The sequence below is a fragment of the Novosphingobium subterraneum genome (assembly GCF_000807925.1).
Classification (GTDB): Bacteria; Pseudomonadota; Alphaproteobacteria; order Sphingomonadales; family Sphingomonadaceae; genus Novosphingobium; species Novosphingobium subterraneum.
In genome coordinates this window covers 31,118-44,750 of sequence record NZ_JRVC01000017.1, presented here as the reverse complement: position 1 = coordinate 44,750, position 13,633 = coordinate 31,118, and the positions used below count along the sequence as shown (strand labels likewise).

The window sequence follows — 13,633 nt, the reverse complement described above, 5'->3', positions numbered from 1 at the left end:
ACGGGTAACCCTAAGGGCGACTACCTAAGTCCGGCATTCTTTTGCCGGGCGGCAACTTAAAACCGGCTGCCATTTGCCGGTCTTAGTCCCGACAGCCGTGTCGATCCTCTGACCCGGCGGTCCTTTCGGGAACGACACACCACCCTACCGGAGAATGGAAAATGGCGGTTATCAATACAAACATCAGCGCCTTGAAGGCGACGAACTCCTCCAACACGGCCAACAAGATGCTTGGCCAGGCGATGGAGCGACTGTCGACCGGCAAGCGCATCAACGGCGCCAAGGACGACGCGGCCGGTCTGGCAATTGCCACCAGCATGACTGCCCAGATCAAGGGCATGAACCAGGGCGTTCGCAACTCGAACGACGGCATCTCGCTGGCACAGACCGCGGAAGGCGCGCTGAACGAAGTTTCGAACATGCTCCAGCGTGTCCGCGAACTGGCCGTGCAGTCGGCTTCGGGCACGTATCAGGACGCCACGGACCGTGCCTACATGCAGACGGAAGTTGACGAACTGACCGCGCAGATCGGCCAGATCATCGACAACACCAAGTTCAATGGCACTCAGCTGTTCGACGGCTCGCAAGCGACCGTGACCGTTCAGACTGGTGCGAACGGTTCTGACACCGTCGACCTGACCATGGCAGACCTCACCACCCTTTCGGCGAACGGCGGTGCTGCAGGGTCGTACGACGTGTCCAGCGCAACGGCGGCGAACACGCTCCTCGGCACGCTTGACACCGAGCTGGACTCGATTTCGAGCGCCCGTGCAACGCTCGGTGCCGGCATGAACCGCCTGGAATCGGTGGTGAACAACCTCAACGACAACATCACCAACCTGTCGGATGCCCGTTCGCGCATTCAGGACACCGACTACTCGACCGAAACGACGCAGATGGCCAAGGCCCAGATCCTTTCGCAGGCATCGACCGCGATGATCGCCCAGGCCAACCAGAGCCAGCAGAACGTGCTGTCGCTGCTGCGCTAAGCCATGACCTCCGCCTGTCTCCACCAGGCGTGATCACAAGCCCGGCGGCCCATCCCAGGCCGCCGGGCCTTCGTGCGTTCCCCGGTAAAGAAGAAGGGCGGCCCCTTGCGGGGCCGCCCTTCGACGTTTCAGCAAGGCACCCTGATCATTTCACGCCGATCGGGAACCTGACGCCATTCGGCGCTGCGGTGGACAGGCGCCCGTCGCTGCGCGGGCCACCGATGAGGACAAGACCGGCAAGGTGCGGTGTCGCCATGGATGTGCCGGAGATCGTGTTGTAGCCGCCGTTGAGCCACGTCGAGAGGATCGATACGCCCGGTTCGGCAAAGTCCACCGGATCGTTGATCACGGAGTAGTTCGAGAAGCTGGCAAATGTGTCCGAGCTGTTCACCGCCGCCACGGTGTAGATATACGGGCCATCGGCGCGCGCGGGCGAGTGATTGTTGGCATCATCGGTTTCGTTACCGGCGGCAAGGGCAAAGATGACCTTGCTGCTGTTGGAGGCGTTGATCACTGCCGTGTCGAGTGCGTCGGATACTGGTCCGCCAAGGCTCATGTTGGCGACGTCGCCCGCCTGGCCCACCGAGGCGACGTAATCGACTCCAGCGATGACATCGGAATAGGCACCGCTGCCACGGCGATCGAGCACGCGCACCGCGACGACCTTTGCCCCGGCTGCTACGCCGACGACGCCGGCGCCATTGAGCTTGGCGGCAATCGTACCGGCTACGTGCGTACCATGGCCGTTCAGGTCATTCGGCGAGGTTTCGCGCGCCACGAAGTTGCGGCTGAGGGCGGTGTCGACGTTCAGATCGGGATGCGTCAGGAAGATGCCGCTATCGATCACGAATGCCCGTCCGGAGCCGGCATAAGCCGCTCCACCACCAACTCGCGTGATGCCTGCGGGCGTCGTCTCGGTGGTTGAACCGCCGCCGCCGCCCGGCTTCGCCAACGCATTGATCGGGTCGATCACGGTGGCGACCTGGTCGGCCTCGCAATACTCGATGTTCGGGTTGTGCTTGGCGACGGCTGCGGCACCTTGCGCTGGCAGATTGATCGAGAAGCCCTGCAGTGCGTAACGGTAGACGTGCCCGATCTTGCCGCCAGCCTTGCCGGTGACCTTGCTGGCCTCGGCCTGCTCGGCACCCGGCGCGACGCTGCCCTTCTTGAAGACACAGATCCAGCTGTCGGGGATGGCCGATTCGGCGACTGCCGCTGCAGTGGGCCGGGCTGAAACTGCGGCAATAGAACCCGACGTTGCGGGCAGCAGCACCGCTCCCGAACCCGTGGCCTTCCCGCCCCCCGCGGCGGCAAAAACTATTCCGGCCAATGCCACCGCCGATACGGTGGCCAAAGCTGCAAACTTGCGCATCTGGATTGAACTCCCTGTCCCTTGGGTGTTGCGGTTCGTGGCTTGCGCACGACGCACCCCGCAATGACAGGAAGCTGCAGTGAAGCAGTTGCACTTGCAACCGGAACTTTCACCAATATTTCATGATAGTGTCAGTTTATTGCTTAATCAGCCGGTAATCAAAATCGACATACGCCGATTGCGCGGGTCGGCCGGATTGTTCTGCACCAGCGGTTCGCGGTCGGCAACGCCCTCGATCCGGCGGAAGCGGGGCTCGGCAATGCCCTGGCGCATCAAGGTCTGGCGTGTCGTTTCGGCGCGACCGGCTGACAGCGACCAGTTGTTGGCCACGCCGTTCTTCCACGGCAGGGAGTCCGTGTGGCCGCGGATCGTCAGCTGGGTCGGGTCGGGCGCGATGGCCTGGCCGATCGCGCGGAGAAGTTCGGCGGCGTCAGGCGTCAGCACGGTCGTGCCCAGCAGGAACATCGAGAAATCCGCATCGTCCACCAGATCCAGGCGGACGCCTTCGGGAGTCTCGGTCATGCGAACCTGCCGGGCCAGCTTCTTGAGCTTTTCGGATTGCGCGAGCTTCTGGGCGATACGTTCCTTCATCACCTGGGAGCGCTTGATCTTGCTGCCTCCCTCCTTGGGGCCGCCTGTGGCATCGCGGGGCACCGACAGGGTCTTGTTGCCGGTCTGGCCGGCGCGATGCGGATAGTCGTCGGCATCGGTCAGCGATGATCCGCCGAGTACGCCATACCCGCCGGCACTTCCCTGCCGCATCTTGACGAGTGTAGGAGTGAAGTAGTCGGCAATGCCCTTGCGCTGCTTTTCGGTCGTTGCGCCCAGCAGCCACATCAGCAGGAAGAACGCCATCATCGCGGTCACGAAGTCGGCATAGGCCACTTTCCAGGCGCCGCCGTGATGCCCACCGGCAACGATGGTGATCTTCTTGACGATGATGGGCTTCGGGGGTTCGTTCTTCCCCTTGGTCGGTGCCTTGGCCACGTGCAGGGCTCCTTAGCGGCCGCGCATCGCGTCGAGCAGTTCGGAAAGTCCCGGGCGGAAGGCATGCCCCAGACCGGAGCGCGCGCTTTCGACGACGAGGGGTTGCGGCCAGCCGTGGAGGCTGGCGATGATGACCTGCTTTACCGCCTGGAAAATCATCTCGTCCTGCTCGAGCACCTGCTTGAGCCGGCCTGCGATCGGGCCAACCATCCCGTAGGCGAGCAGAATGCCGAGGAACGTGCCGACGAGCGCCGAACCGATCATCGCGCCGAGAATGGCCGGCGGCTTGTCGATCGATCCCATGGTCTTCACCACGCCGAGTACTGCCGCGACGATGCCCAGCGCCGGCAGCGCATCCGCCAAGCCCTGGATGGCGTGCTGGGCTTCGTGCTCCTCATGGAAATGCGTCTTCATCGCATGATCCATCACCTCCTCCACCGCATGCACTTCCAGCGTGCCCGAAGATACGACGATCAAGGTCAGCGTGTCGCAGATCAGCGAAGTCAGGGCAGGGTTGGCCAGTAGGCGGGGATACTCGGCGAAGATCGGAGAGTTCTTCGGATCGGTGACATGGCTTTCAAGCGCGACCGGTCCATCGCTGCGCAAGATCTTCATCAGTTTGGTGCACAGCACGATAACGTCTACGTGATCCTGCTTGTTGTGCTTGGGGCCCTTGAAGGTCTTGGTGAAGCCAGCGCCGATGCCTTTGAGTTCGTGCATCGAGTTTCCAGTGACGAGCGCGCCGACGGCGGCCCCGCCGATGATGAGCATCTCGTGGGGAAGTGCATGCAGGACCGGTCCAAGGTCACCGCCAGTGATGGCGAAGCCGCCGAAAACCATGGCGAGCAGGATGACGATGCCGACAATCACGAACATGAAACAGGTTCCCGGTGAGCTTGCGCGCTCAGTTCAGCACGCTGAACAGCGAAAGGTTGGCGAGCTTGGCAAAGCTCGCCTGGCTGGCCTGCAGCACCAGCATGGTGTTCTGCAGGTGGGCGATGGATTCGGTCAGGTCCGCGCCGCCGACCTCGGTTTGTTCGGTGGTGCGCATCTCGGAAAGCGTGGTGCGGCGCTCGGTGTTGAGGTCGATCCAGTTGAGCCGCGATCCGACCACGGTCTGCGCCGTGGTGATTGCATTGAGGCCATCACCCAGGGCGGTGAGGGCGGCATTGGCCGTGGCCACGCCACCGGCACCGGATTTCAGGTCGTCCGCCAGGGCCTTGGTCATTGCCAGCAGGTCAACCGTTCCGCCTCCTGACTGGAACTGCAGGAACTCGGGTCCTGTCACCCCCCGCGCGACAGATTGACCGCCGCCGATAGAGATGGTCCCTGCCGCGCTGGTGCCGGCATACGTGGCGTTGCCCGAAGCATCGAGGGTGTAGGCATCGGCTGCACTTTCGCCACCGAACAGGGCGTTACCATTGCCATCCCGCGAATTGGCGAGTGCGACGAGGCTGTCCCGCAATTGCGCTATTTCCTCGCCGATGCCCGCGCGCTGGCTGTCGTTGACGGTCGAGTTCGCGGCCTGCGTCGTCAACTCCTGCAGGCGGGTGACGATGCTGGCGAACTGCGACAGTGCGGTGTCGGTCAGCGTCAGGTCAGTCGTGGCGCGGTTGGTCGCGGCGGTGTCGATGTCGTCGAAAACCCCTGCGCGGGCGAGCTGGCGCAGCCGCGAGGCGGCGACCGGGTCGTCGGAGGAGCGCTGCAGGCGTTCTCCGGTCGACATCTCGGCCTGCGTGTCCTCGGCCTGCTTGCGCAAGGCAGTAAGGTCCATGAGGGACCGCTCGAAGAACGCGGCTGTAGATGTGCCAAAGATCGTGCTCATGGCCGGTTACCTGATTCCCAGAAGGGTGTCGAAGATGTCGGATGATACCTGCATGACCTTGCCGGACGCCTGAAAGGCCTGCTGGAATCTTACTAGGTTGACCGCTTCCTGATCGAGATCGACGCCCGATTGCGCAGAGAGGGCAACTTTCGCGGTGTCGGCAATCGTCTGTAGCGCGCCCAACGTCACGTTGCGCCCGGCCAGCGTGCCTGAAACGTCGAACAGGATCGCATCCATCGTGCCCGACGGATTGACGCCCGCCAGCGCTGTGCGGATCGCGGTAAGGTTTGCCGCATCGCGGCTGCCCGGCGTCGTCTCGCTGGCAGGAGCGGTGGCGATCTTGCGGCCGTCCTCGACAGCGAGTGCCATCGTCGCGGCGCTCGTGCCCGAGAAGATTGCGACACCCATCGCGCCGTCGAGATCGCGACCCCCGGTCTGGGCCGTGTTGAAGGCATCAACGATGTCACCGGCAAGCGTGTCGAGATCGGTCTTGAGCTGTGCGCCCTTCGCCAATGCGAGTTGCTGGCCTGCCAGCGATCCGCCAGCGAGAGTCAGCGCCGTGCTGCCGACAGTGAAGCTGATGGTGCCGTCAGTTGGAGATGTGGTCATACCCAGGGTGGCGGCAGTGTTGCCCGTCACGAGGTCCGCCCCGCTGCTCCCGCCGATCTTGATCGCAACCTGCCCATCGGCGGAGAATTCGGTCGAGATGTTCGCAAAGCCGCTCAATTCCTCGAGCAATTGGTCGCGCTGATCGAGCAGGGCGGTCTTGTCGCTGCTGGCGTCGGACGCCCGGGCAAGGCGGGTGTTGGTGCGGGCAAGCTCCTGGGCAATGCGGTTGACCTGCGTCACCCCGTCCGAGGCCAGAAAGCGCAGACCGTCGGCCGCCGCGTCCAACTCCTGCGAGGCGATCTGGAACGTGCCGGCCATGGTGCGCGCCTTCTCGATCACCGAGGCGCGCAGGCTCGTATCCGTGGGGTTCTGCGTCAGTTGCTGGAGGGAGGACTCGAAGCCGACAATTGCGTCATAGACGCCCGACTGCTCGATCGCGGCTTCGATGTTCTCCAGCCCAGAAACTTCGGCACTGGCTCGCGCCACGTCCGAATTGGTACGGCGGACTTCGGCCTGGCGAAAAGCATCGGCATTGCGCACGATGCTGTTCAGCCGCACGCCTGAAAGGGAAAGATCGCCAATACGATAGGCGCCGCCAGTCGAAGCCACTTCGCTGAACGCGGCCGAACGCCGGACATAGCCGGTGGACGAGGCATTGGCGATGTTCTGCGCCGTGATGTCTAGGCCGATGCGGGCAGCCTGGACGCCGCTGCGAGCGATCGAGAGGAGATCGGATGCCATGGCTTAGGCGCCTCCCTCTGGCGTAGTGCCTTGGGGCAGGAGCGCGGCGAGGTGGTTCTCGATCTGCCGGGCAAAGCCGAGCGCGCCGGTTTGCGAGGCGATTTCGGCAAAGCGGTCGTCGCGCATCTGCACGAAAGTCTGGTCCATCTTTCCGAAGACGTCATCGTCCCCGAAGTTGCTGGCGCGCGCGGCGGACAGCATCTGGCGCACGAAGATCGCCTCGAACTGCTTCGCCGCGCCCGAAAGCTTTTCCCGCTCGGTCTGCGCCTTGGGCGTGAGCGAAAGGTTGGCGGCGGATGTGGAAATCGTGGTCATATCACCACCATCTCCGCCTTGAGCGCACCTGCCTGCTTGAGCGCTTCGAGGATTGCGACGAGGTCCGAAGGGCTGGTGCCGAGCTTGTTCAGCGCATCGACCAGTGACGAGAGCGAGGCACCCGGCTTGAACAAGGCAACCTTGGCCTCCTTCTCGACCGCGTCGATCTGGCTGTTGGGGACCACGGCCGTCTGGCCGCGGCTGAATGGAGCGGGCTGGGAGACCTGCGGCTTCTCGTCGATCTTCACCACCAGCTTGCCGTGGCTTATCGCTGCGGGAGAGAGACGCACCGCGCTGTTGATCACCACCGTGCCGGTGCGGCTGTTGACGATGACCTTGGCCGCGGTTTCGGCAGGCGTCACCTCGAGCATCTCGATCGCCGCCATCGTCGTCGCGCGGCTGTCGGCGCCTGCAGGCAGGCGCAGCGCCAGCGTTACGCCGTCCTCGATCGTCGCAGACTGGGGAAAGCGGGCGTTGATCGCGTCGCGCACGCGCTGGGCGGTCATGAAATCGGCGTCGAACAGGTTCCAGCGCAGCACTTCGCCACTGTCGAACCCGGTGGCGACGGCGCGCTCTACACTGGCCCCTTCGGCGATGCGGCCCACGGTCGGCACGTTGACGGTCAGCTGCGAGCCATCGCGGGCGGCAATGCCGAGGCCGCCGACGGCAAGGTTGCCCTGCGCCATCGCGTAGATCTGGCCGTCCGCACCATAGAGCGGTGCGAGGATCAGCGCACCCCCGCGCAGGGACTTGGCCTTGCCGATGGTCGAGACAGTCACGTCGATGCGCTGGCCGGGCTTGGCGAAGGCGGGAAGTTCTGCCGTCACCAGCACGGCGGCGGCGTTCTTGAGGCCGGGCGAGATGCCGGCGGGGAGCTGCACGCCCAACCGGCCTGCGGTGCCCTTCATCGCCTGGGTCAGGTATTCGAGATTGTCGTCGCCCGTTCCGGCAAGGCCAACCACCACGCCATAGCCGGTGAGCTGGTTTGCGCGCACGCCCTGGAACTCGCCAAGGTCGCGCACACGCTCGGCCAGGGCGGGCATGGGCAGGGCCGCCGCGAAGGCTGCAAGAACAGGGAGGATGTACCGGACCAGCATTGCATCAACCTTCAGAAGGGCGAAATCGCGTTGAAGAACTTCGAAAGCCAGCCTTCGCGGCTTGCCCGGCCGACCGACCCGTTGCCGGTGTATTCAACCCGCGCATCCGCGACCTGGCTGGAAAGAATGCGGTTCTCCTGATCGATGTCACCAAGTCGCACGATGCCCGAGAACTGCACCCATTCCTGTCCCTGGCTCAGCATCATGCGCTTTTCACCGCGTACCAGTGCCGTGCCATTGGACCTCACTTCCGCGATCGTCACCGCAACCTCGCCGGCAAGCGTGCTCGTCTGCGAGGCATTGCCCTGACCATTGAACGACGAACCGCCCGAAGCATTAAGGGCGCTGGGCTTGATGAACGACAGCGGGCCGGTGGTTGGCGGTGTCACGGAGAACTGGCCGGACTTCTGCGTCTTCGATCCGGCCGTCTTGGCGCTGGTCATGTTCTCGACCAGCATGACCGTGACCAGATCGCCCACCGCATGGGCACGGCGGCCCTCGACAAAGCCGGTGTAGCCGGCGCTGGCATTGAAGATCGAACCAGCGGTCGGTGCTGCGGTCTGGACCGGCAGAGGCGGCGCGACCACCGGCTCGAAGCCTTTCTTGGGCTTGGCGGCAGAGGCCGGCTCCATGCCGAAAACGACAGCAGCGGCCACCAGCGATCCCACCAGCAGCGCGCGCAGGGCGGTTCGGCGGCGGCGAGGGCTGCCGAAGCGTTCGGAGGTGAAATGGCGATCGAAGGGCGTTTGCATCGGTGTCACAGAGTCTGGTTCGCGTTCTGGAGCATGTCGTCGACGGCCGAGATCATCTTGGAATTGATCTCGTAGGCGCGCTGGCATTCGATCATGTCGACCAGTTCCTCGACCACGTTGACGTTCGAACCCTCAAGGTAGCCCTGGCGAATGTTGCCGCGTCCCAGTTCTCCCGGAACGCCCACCTGTGCCGCGCCCGAGGCTGCGGTTTCCTGCAGGAAGTTGTCACCCATCGACCTGAGGCCGCCCGGGTTGGCAAAGCTGGCGACGGTGATCTGGCCAAGCTGCGCGGGCTCGTTCTGCCCGGCAATGGTTGCAGATACGGTGCCGTCATTGGCGATGGTGATGGCGCTCGCGCCCTCGGGAATGGTGATCGCGGGGTTGAGCGGATAGCCCTGCGCGGTCACCAGCACGCCTTCCGCCGAGCGCGAGAAGTTTCCGGCGCGTGTGTAGGCCAGCTGTCCGCCCGGCATCGTCACCTGAAAGTAGCCGTCGCCATCGAGCGCAAGGTCGAGCGCGTTGCTGGTGCTTTGCAGCGTGCCCTGGCTGTCGATGCGGGTGGTCGCCTGCACGGCAACGCCGGTGCCGAGGTTGAGGCCCGTGGCATAGGCGGTCTCGTTCGACGATTGCTGACCGGCCACGCGCGCGTCCTGATAGGCAAGGGTGGCAAAGTTGGCGCGGTCGCGCTTGAAGCCGGTGGTGCCGACGTTGGCAAGATTGTTGGCAATCACGCGCATCCGCGTGTCCTGTGCCTCGAGACCGGTGCGGGCGACGTGAAGAGCGGAGCTGGGCATCGTGGGTTACCTTTGCGATCAGGAAATGCGCATCAGCGATGCGCTGGATTCGTCGACTTCCTTGGCCTGGGCGACGACCTTGGTGCGCATGTCGAACAGGCGCTGGGCTTCGACCATCTCGACAAGGATGCGGGTGGGATCGACATTGGACTGTTCAAGGCTGCCGACCATCAGCTTGGCCTCTTCGTCCTGCGGCAGGATGCCGGGCTGGCCATTCTGGCCGGGGACGCGGAACAGGCCATCAAGGCCTTTCTCGATCCTGCTGCCGGTGGTCGATGCGATCTTGATGCGCCCGACCAGCTGGGGGGGCTGGTCGGGCGTCTCGGGATTGGCGACGGAAACGCCGCCATCGGGGGAAATCGTGACCTTCGAGCCGAGCGGAACGGTGATCGGCCCGTTTTCGCCGATGACCGGTCGGCCATCGCCGTTTTCCAGAACGCCGCCCGCGCTGACCGCCAGATCGCCGCGCCGCGAATAGGCTTCGCTGCCATCTTCTGCCTGCAGTGCAAGCATGGTGTCGCCGGTGAGCGCAACGTCGAGCGGCTTGCCGGTGGAGATCAGCGTGCCCTGCGCCATCGACGATCCGCGCACTTCGCCTTCGGTCATTGCCCGCGCTTCGAGGCTGGGGCCCTTCAGTGTCATCGGCGTGGCGGTCAGCATCTCGGCGCGAAAGCCGATCGTCTGTGCGTTCGCCATGTTGCTGGCGATCACGCGCTGGCGCACGGTCGAACCGGTCATGCCGGAATAGGCGGTGTAGATCAGGCGGTCCATCGGTCAGGCTCCGGGAGCGTTCAGGATCAGCTTTGCAGCTGGATCACCGTCTGCGAGATCTGCGTTGCCGTATCGATCGCCTTTGCGTTGGCCTGGAAGTTGCGCTGCGCGGTGATCAGGCTGACCAGTTCTTCGGCGATGTCGACGTTCGAGCGTTCAAGAGCGCCCGAAAGCAACGAGCCGTACTGACCTGTGCTGGGCTGGCCAAACGTTGGGGCACCCGAGATGCCGGTCGTCACCCAGTTGGACGAGCCGACCTGCTTCAGCCCTTGCGGCGCGATGAAGCTGGCCAGAGCGACCTTGCCGATGATCACGTTGGAACCATCGGCGTACGAGGCGGTCACGGCCCCATCGTCGCCCACGGTGATGCCGGCGAACTCGATCGGATTGCCGTTGGCGTCGGTTCCGTTGGTCGCTGGGATCAGCGCATCGGCAGGGGTGGTCGAGGTGATCGTGCCCACCGCATCCGTCGGGAAAACCTGCAGCCGGTTGCCCGAGCCATCGCTGATGTATCCTGCGCCATCGACCGTCAGGCTGCCGTTGCGGGTAAACAAGGTCTGGCCGGTGACGACATTTTTCGTGGTAAAGAAGCCATCGCCGTTGATGGCAAGGTCGAGCGCCGAACCCGTCTGCTCGACCGGACCGAGCGCGAAGTTCTGGTTAATCGATTCCACCGCCGCGCCGATGCCGACGACCAGCTTCGGGTTGGTGAAGGCGCTGCCCACCACGATGTCGGCAAACTCGGTGCGGCTCTTCTTGAAGCCGGTGGTTTCGGCATTTGCGATGTTGTGGCTGATTACGCCAAGATCGGTCTGGGCATTCTTGAGGCCGTTGAGCGAGGTGTAGAAGGACATGCGCGTCTCCTGCGGGGCTTAGGCGTTAGTCGAGGTCGAAGTGGGCTGGCTGGCTAGCAGTTGCGCCACGGTGCTGTTCAGCGTGTCGAGCTTGGTCGCGATGGCGGAAAGCGTTTCGGACTGCCCGGTAATGGTGCCGAGCGAGTCCTTCATGTCGTTGAGGTTCGACAGCGACGAGAACTGCGCCAGCTGGGCCAGCATCTGGGTGTTGTCGACCGGCTCGGTCGGGTCCTGGTTCTGCAACTGCGTGGTCAGCAGCTTGACGAAGTCCTCCGCGCCCATTGCGCCCCAGCCTTGGCCGGCTTTCGAGGAGGTAGTGGCGCCGTTGACGCCGGTGCTGGAAGTGACGGAAGCGATCGACATTATTTCATCCTCATCGTTTCGAGCATGAGCTGCTTTGCGGTCTGCATCGCCTCGACCACGTTCTGGTACTGGCGCGAGCTTTCGAGCATCTCGACCATCTCGGCGTTCTCATCGACCGGTGCGGTCCAGACATCGCCATTGGCATCGGCGAGCGGGTGGCCCGGATCGTGCTGGCGAATGGGCGTGGCGTCCGAGCGCTGGACTGCGGCAACGCGCACGGTCGAAAGGCCATTGGCCTGATCGAGCTGCTCGGCAAAGACCGGACGCAGGGGGCGATAGGCCTCCTGTTCGGTCGTGGTGACGGTTCCGGCATTCGCGAGATTCGACGCGGCGGCGTTCATCCGCACGAGTTGCGCCGACATCGCCCGGCCGGTGACCTGGAACAGGGTAAGGGGAGTGCTGCCAGCCATGGCTTATTCTCCCTTGATCGCGCGGGTGATCGTCTCGACCCGGCCCTTGAGGAAGTTGAGCGTGGCCGAGTATCCCACGGCATTTTCGGCAAATGCCGTCTGTTCGGTCGCCATCTCCACCGTGTTGCCATCAAGGCTCGGCATTACCGGCACGCGGAAGCGCGTGGCCGAGGCGATCGCCTTGTCCTCGCTCATGCCGGCGTTGCGGGCCTTGAGCGCAGCTGCGAAGTCTATGTCCTTGGCCTTGAAGCCGGGCGTCGCGGCATTGGCGATGTTCGAGGTCAGCAGGCCCATGCGTTGCGAACGCAATTCCAGCGCCGCGCCGTGAATGCCGAAAAGGGAGTTGCTCATGGGGTTGCCTTCACTGGCTGTCAAAACTCTGCCGGTGTTTCAGCAAGGGGCGTGCCAATTGCCCGAAGGCGCCGGAAACCGGCACCATTCGAGGTACTGGCAGGCGATGACCGGCAAGGGCTTGCCGGATGGCGGCAGAAACGCGCCCGTCGCTTTGCAACAGACTGAAATTCCTGAAGGCGCGGCCGTTCTCTTGTGACAGGAGACGTTCCGCTCATGCCACCTGCCCTTCTTTTCGACGGCCTGTCATTGTCGATTGTCCTTGCCGGAACCGCGCTGGCCACCGTGCTGCGCTCGGGACGGCATGAACTGGTGGTCACTGCCCGGGCCATCGCCGGACTGTTTGCGAAGCGCTTCTCTGCGGTTCAGGCCAAGGCTGATCTTGCCGCACAGGTTTCGGCAATTCGCCGCGATGGGCTCCTGCGCGCCAGCACCAGCGCGATCGGCGACCGCGAGTTCGACGACGTGACCGACGTGCTGATCCGCTCGCGCTCGCTCGATGCCTTGATCGAACGACACCATGACCATCGCCGCAACAGGATCGCGGCAGCCAACGCGGCTGTCCGCACATTGGCCCAGGCCGCCGAACTCGGGCCGGTGTTCGGCATGGTCGGCACGCTGGTCTCGCTCAGCCGCCTGCCCGCGACCGGGCTTGAACAAGGCGCACTCAGCGGCGCGATCTCGATGGCCGTGCTGACCACGCTTTATGGCCTGCTGCTGGCCAATCTCGTGCTTGCGCCCCTTGCCCGGGCGGTTGAGCGGCGCTCCCAGGACGAGGAACGGCACCGACAGGAGGTGATCGACTGGCTCTCGGCGCAGATCGAACCGGCCTTGCCATCCTCGCTGCACCCAACATCGGTATCTCTGGTATCCGGCGCTTCGCATGGGCACGGCCATGGAATGCGCCCCCAGCACGGCCATGGCGGCACCGCCGCATGATCGTTCGCGCCGGAACTGGGTGGCAATACGCCCTTGCCGACCTTTCCCTGATCCTCTTTCTCGCCACTGCTTCCGCGCTTTCCCAGGCAGGTGACAAGGCTCACCAGTCGGCCACTGCCGTCCTGCCCGTTGCCGCTGTTTCCGAAAGCGAACCCGTTGCGGTCTGGAGCGCGGGCAGCAACGCGCCACCCTTGGACATATGGTTGGACCAGGTCGCCAAGGATCCTCGGCTCGAGGTGCGGATCGTCATCCGATATACTGGCGACAGCCGCTCAGCAGCGATGGCGCAGGCGGCGCAATTGGCTGAGAGTGGCGGCCCGCGCGCAAGTCAGGCGCGCATCTTCGTTGAGCCCGGCCAGCGTGCGGGGGCCAGCGTGACGCTGGTCTACACCAGCGAAGTCTCGGCCAGGCGGCAGACCAACGACGCGGCCCGTCCGGTGATCCAGTCTGGAACCTAGGGCTCT

At 64.2% G+C, this 13,633-nt stretch carries 18 protein-coding genes; 4 read left to right on the top strand and 14 right to left on the bottom strand.

What is annotated here, in order from left to right; translation table 11 throughout:
• The first annotated feature begins 161 nt into the window (after positions 1–161).
• Positions 162–989, top strand: a complete 828-nt coding sequence (locus NJ75_RS15770) for a flagellin N-terminal helical domain-containing protein (RefSeq protein WP_039336176.1) — start codon at positions 162–164, stop codon at positions 987–989.
• Between the two features lie 145 nt (positions 990–1,134).
• On the opposite strand, the gene NJ75_RS15765 is transcribed toward NJ75_RS15770, so the two are convergent.
• The 14 genes from NJ75_RS15765 to flgB all read right to left on the bottom strand — a co-directional run bounded on the left by NJ75_RS15765 (position 1,135) and on the right by flgB (position 12,230).
• The gene (locus tag NJ75_RS15765; protein ID WP_082013425.1) at positions 1,135–2,361 is read right to left on the bottom strand and encodes a S8 family serine peptidase; all 1,227 of its coding nucleotides are present in this window, start codon (positions 2,359–2,361) and stop codon (positions 1,135–1,137) included.
• 147 nt (positions 2,362–2,508) lie between these two features.
• A complete protein-coding gene (locus NJ75_RS15760; RefSeq protein WP_039336174.1) occupies positions 2,509–3,348 on the bottom strand; it encodes a flagellar motor protein MotB in 840 nt (279 codons plus the stop codon).
• A gap of 12 nt (positions 3,349–3,360) precedes the next feature.
• Positions 3,361–4,224 (bottom strand): flagellar motor stator protein MotA, encoded by an 864-nt coding sequence (gene motA / locus NJ75_RS15755; RefSeq protein ID WP_039336172.1) that lies wholly within the window; start codon positions 4,222–4,224, stop codon positions 3,361–3,363.
• A 28-nt stretch (positions 4,225–4,252) separates the two neighbouring features.
• Entirely contained in the window at positions 4,253–5,173 is a 921-nt protein-coding gene (locus tag NJ75_RS15750) for a flagellin N-terminal helical domain-containing protein (RefSeq protein WP_039336170.1), read from the bottom strand.
• A 6-nt stretch (positions 5,174–5,179) separates the two neighbouring features.
• Positions 5,180–6,523 (bottom strand): flagellar hook-associated protein FlgK, encoded by a 1,344-nt coding sequence (gene flgK, locus NJ75_RS15745; RefSeq protein WP_039336168.1) that lies wholly within the window; start codon positions 6,521–6,523, stop codon positions 5,180–5,182.
• Between the two features lie 3 nt (positions 6,524–6,526).
• Entirely contained in the window at positions 6,527–6,838 is a 312-nt protein-coding gene (locus tag NJ75_RS15740; protein WP_039336165.1) for a hypothetical protein, read from the bottom strand.
• Complete coding sequence (locus NJ75_RS15735) at positions 6,835–7,935, bottom strand: flagellar basal body P-ring protein FlgI (RefSeq protein WP_039336163.1); 1,101 nt, start codon at positions 7,933–7,935, stop codon at positions 6,835–6,837. Before NJ75_RS15735 ends, NJ75_RS15740 begins: the two co-directional genes overlap by 4 nt.
• An 11-nt stretch (positions 7,936–7,946) precedes the next feature.
• Positions 7,947–8,687: a flagellar basal body L-ring protein FlgH gene (locus NJ75_RS15730; RefSeq protein WP_052242568.1), complete on the bottom strand. Its 741-nt coding sequence runs from the start codon at positions 8,685–8,687 to the stop codon at positions 7,947–7,949.
• Positions 8,688–8,692: 5 nt separating this feature from the next.
• Positions 8,693–9,481 (bottom strand): flagellar basal-body rod protein FlgG, encoded by a 789-nt coding sequence (flgG, locus tag NJ75_RS15725; protein ID WP_039336161.1) that lies wholly within the window; start codon positions 9,479–9,481, stop codon positions 8,693–8,695.
• 18 nt (positions 9,482–9,499) lie between these two features.
• On the bottom strand, positions 9,500–10,252 hold the full coding sequence (locus tag NJ75_RS15720; RefSeq protein WP_039336159.1) for a flagellar basal body rod protein FlgF: 753 nt from the start codon (positions 10,250–10,252) through the stop codon (positions 9,500–9,502).
• A 26-nt stretch (positions 10,253–10,278) separates the two neighbouring features.
• Complete coding sequence (locus NJ75_RS15715) at positions 10,279–11,106, bottom strand: flagellar hook-basal body complex protein (protein ID WP_039336157.1); 828 nt, start codon at positions 11,104–11,106, stop codon at positions 10,279–10,281.
• Between the two features lie 18 nt (positions 11,107–11,124).
• Positions 11,125–11,469: a flagellar hook assembly protein FlgD gene (locus NJ75_RS15710; RefSeq protein WP_039336156.1), complete on the bottom strand. Its 345-nt coding sequence runs from the start codon at positions 11,467–11,469 to the stop codon at positions 11,125–11,127.
• Positions 11,469–11,879 (bottom strand): flagellar basal body rod protein FlgC, encoded by a 411-nt coding sequence (gene flgC, locus NJ75_RS15705; protein ID WP_039336154.1) that lies wholly within the window; start codon positions 11,877–11,879, stop codon positions 11,469–11,471. The genes NJ75_RS15710 and flgC overlap by 1 nt, the downstream gene beginning before the upstream one ends.
• Positions 11,880–11,882: 3 nt before the next feature.
• Entirely contained in the window at positions 11,883–12,230 is a 348-nt protein-coding gene (gene flgB, locus NJ75_RS15700; RefSeq protein WP_039336152.1) for a flagellar basal body rod protein FlgB, read from the bottom strand.
• On the opposite strand from flgB, the gene NJ75_RS15695 reads away from it, so the two are divergent.
• From NJ75_RS15695 to NJ75_RS15685, 3 genes are read left to right on the top strand one after another with little or no spacing between them, the layout of a single operon-like run.
• Positions 12,229–12,429 (top strand): hypothetical protein, encoded by a 201-nt coding sequence (locus NJ75_RS15695; RefSeq protein WP_039336150.1) that lies wholly within the window; start codon positions 12,229–12,231, stop codon positions 12,427–12,429. The two genes, flgB and NJ75_RS15695, sit on opposite strands and share 2 nt — an antisense overlap.
• Positions 12,430–12,446: 17 nt before the next feature.
• Positions 12,447–13,169, top strand: coding sequence for a MotA/TolQ/ExbB proton channel family protein (locus NJ75_RS15690; RefSeq protein WP_082013424.1), 723 nt, complete (start codon positions 12,447–12,449; stop codon positions 13,167–13,169).
• Positions 13,166–13,627: a hypothetical protein gene (locus tag NJ75_RS15685; RefSeq protein ID WP_052242567.1), complete on the top strand. Its 462-nt coding sequence runs from the start codon at positions 13,166–13,168 to the stop codon at positions 13,625–13,627. The genes NJ75_RS15690 and NJ75_RS15685 overlap by 4 nt, the downstream gene beginning before the upstream one ends.
• Positions 13,628–13,633: the final 6 nt, after the last annotated feature.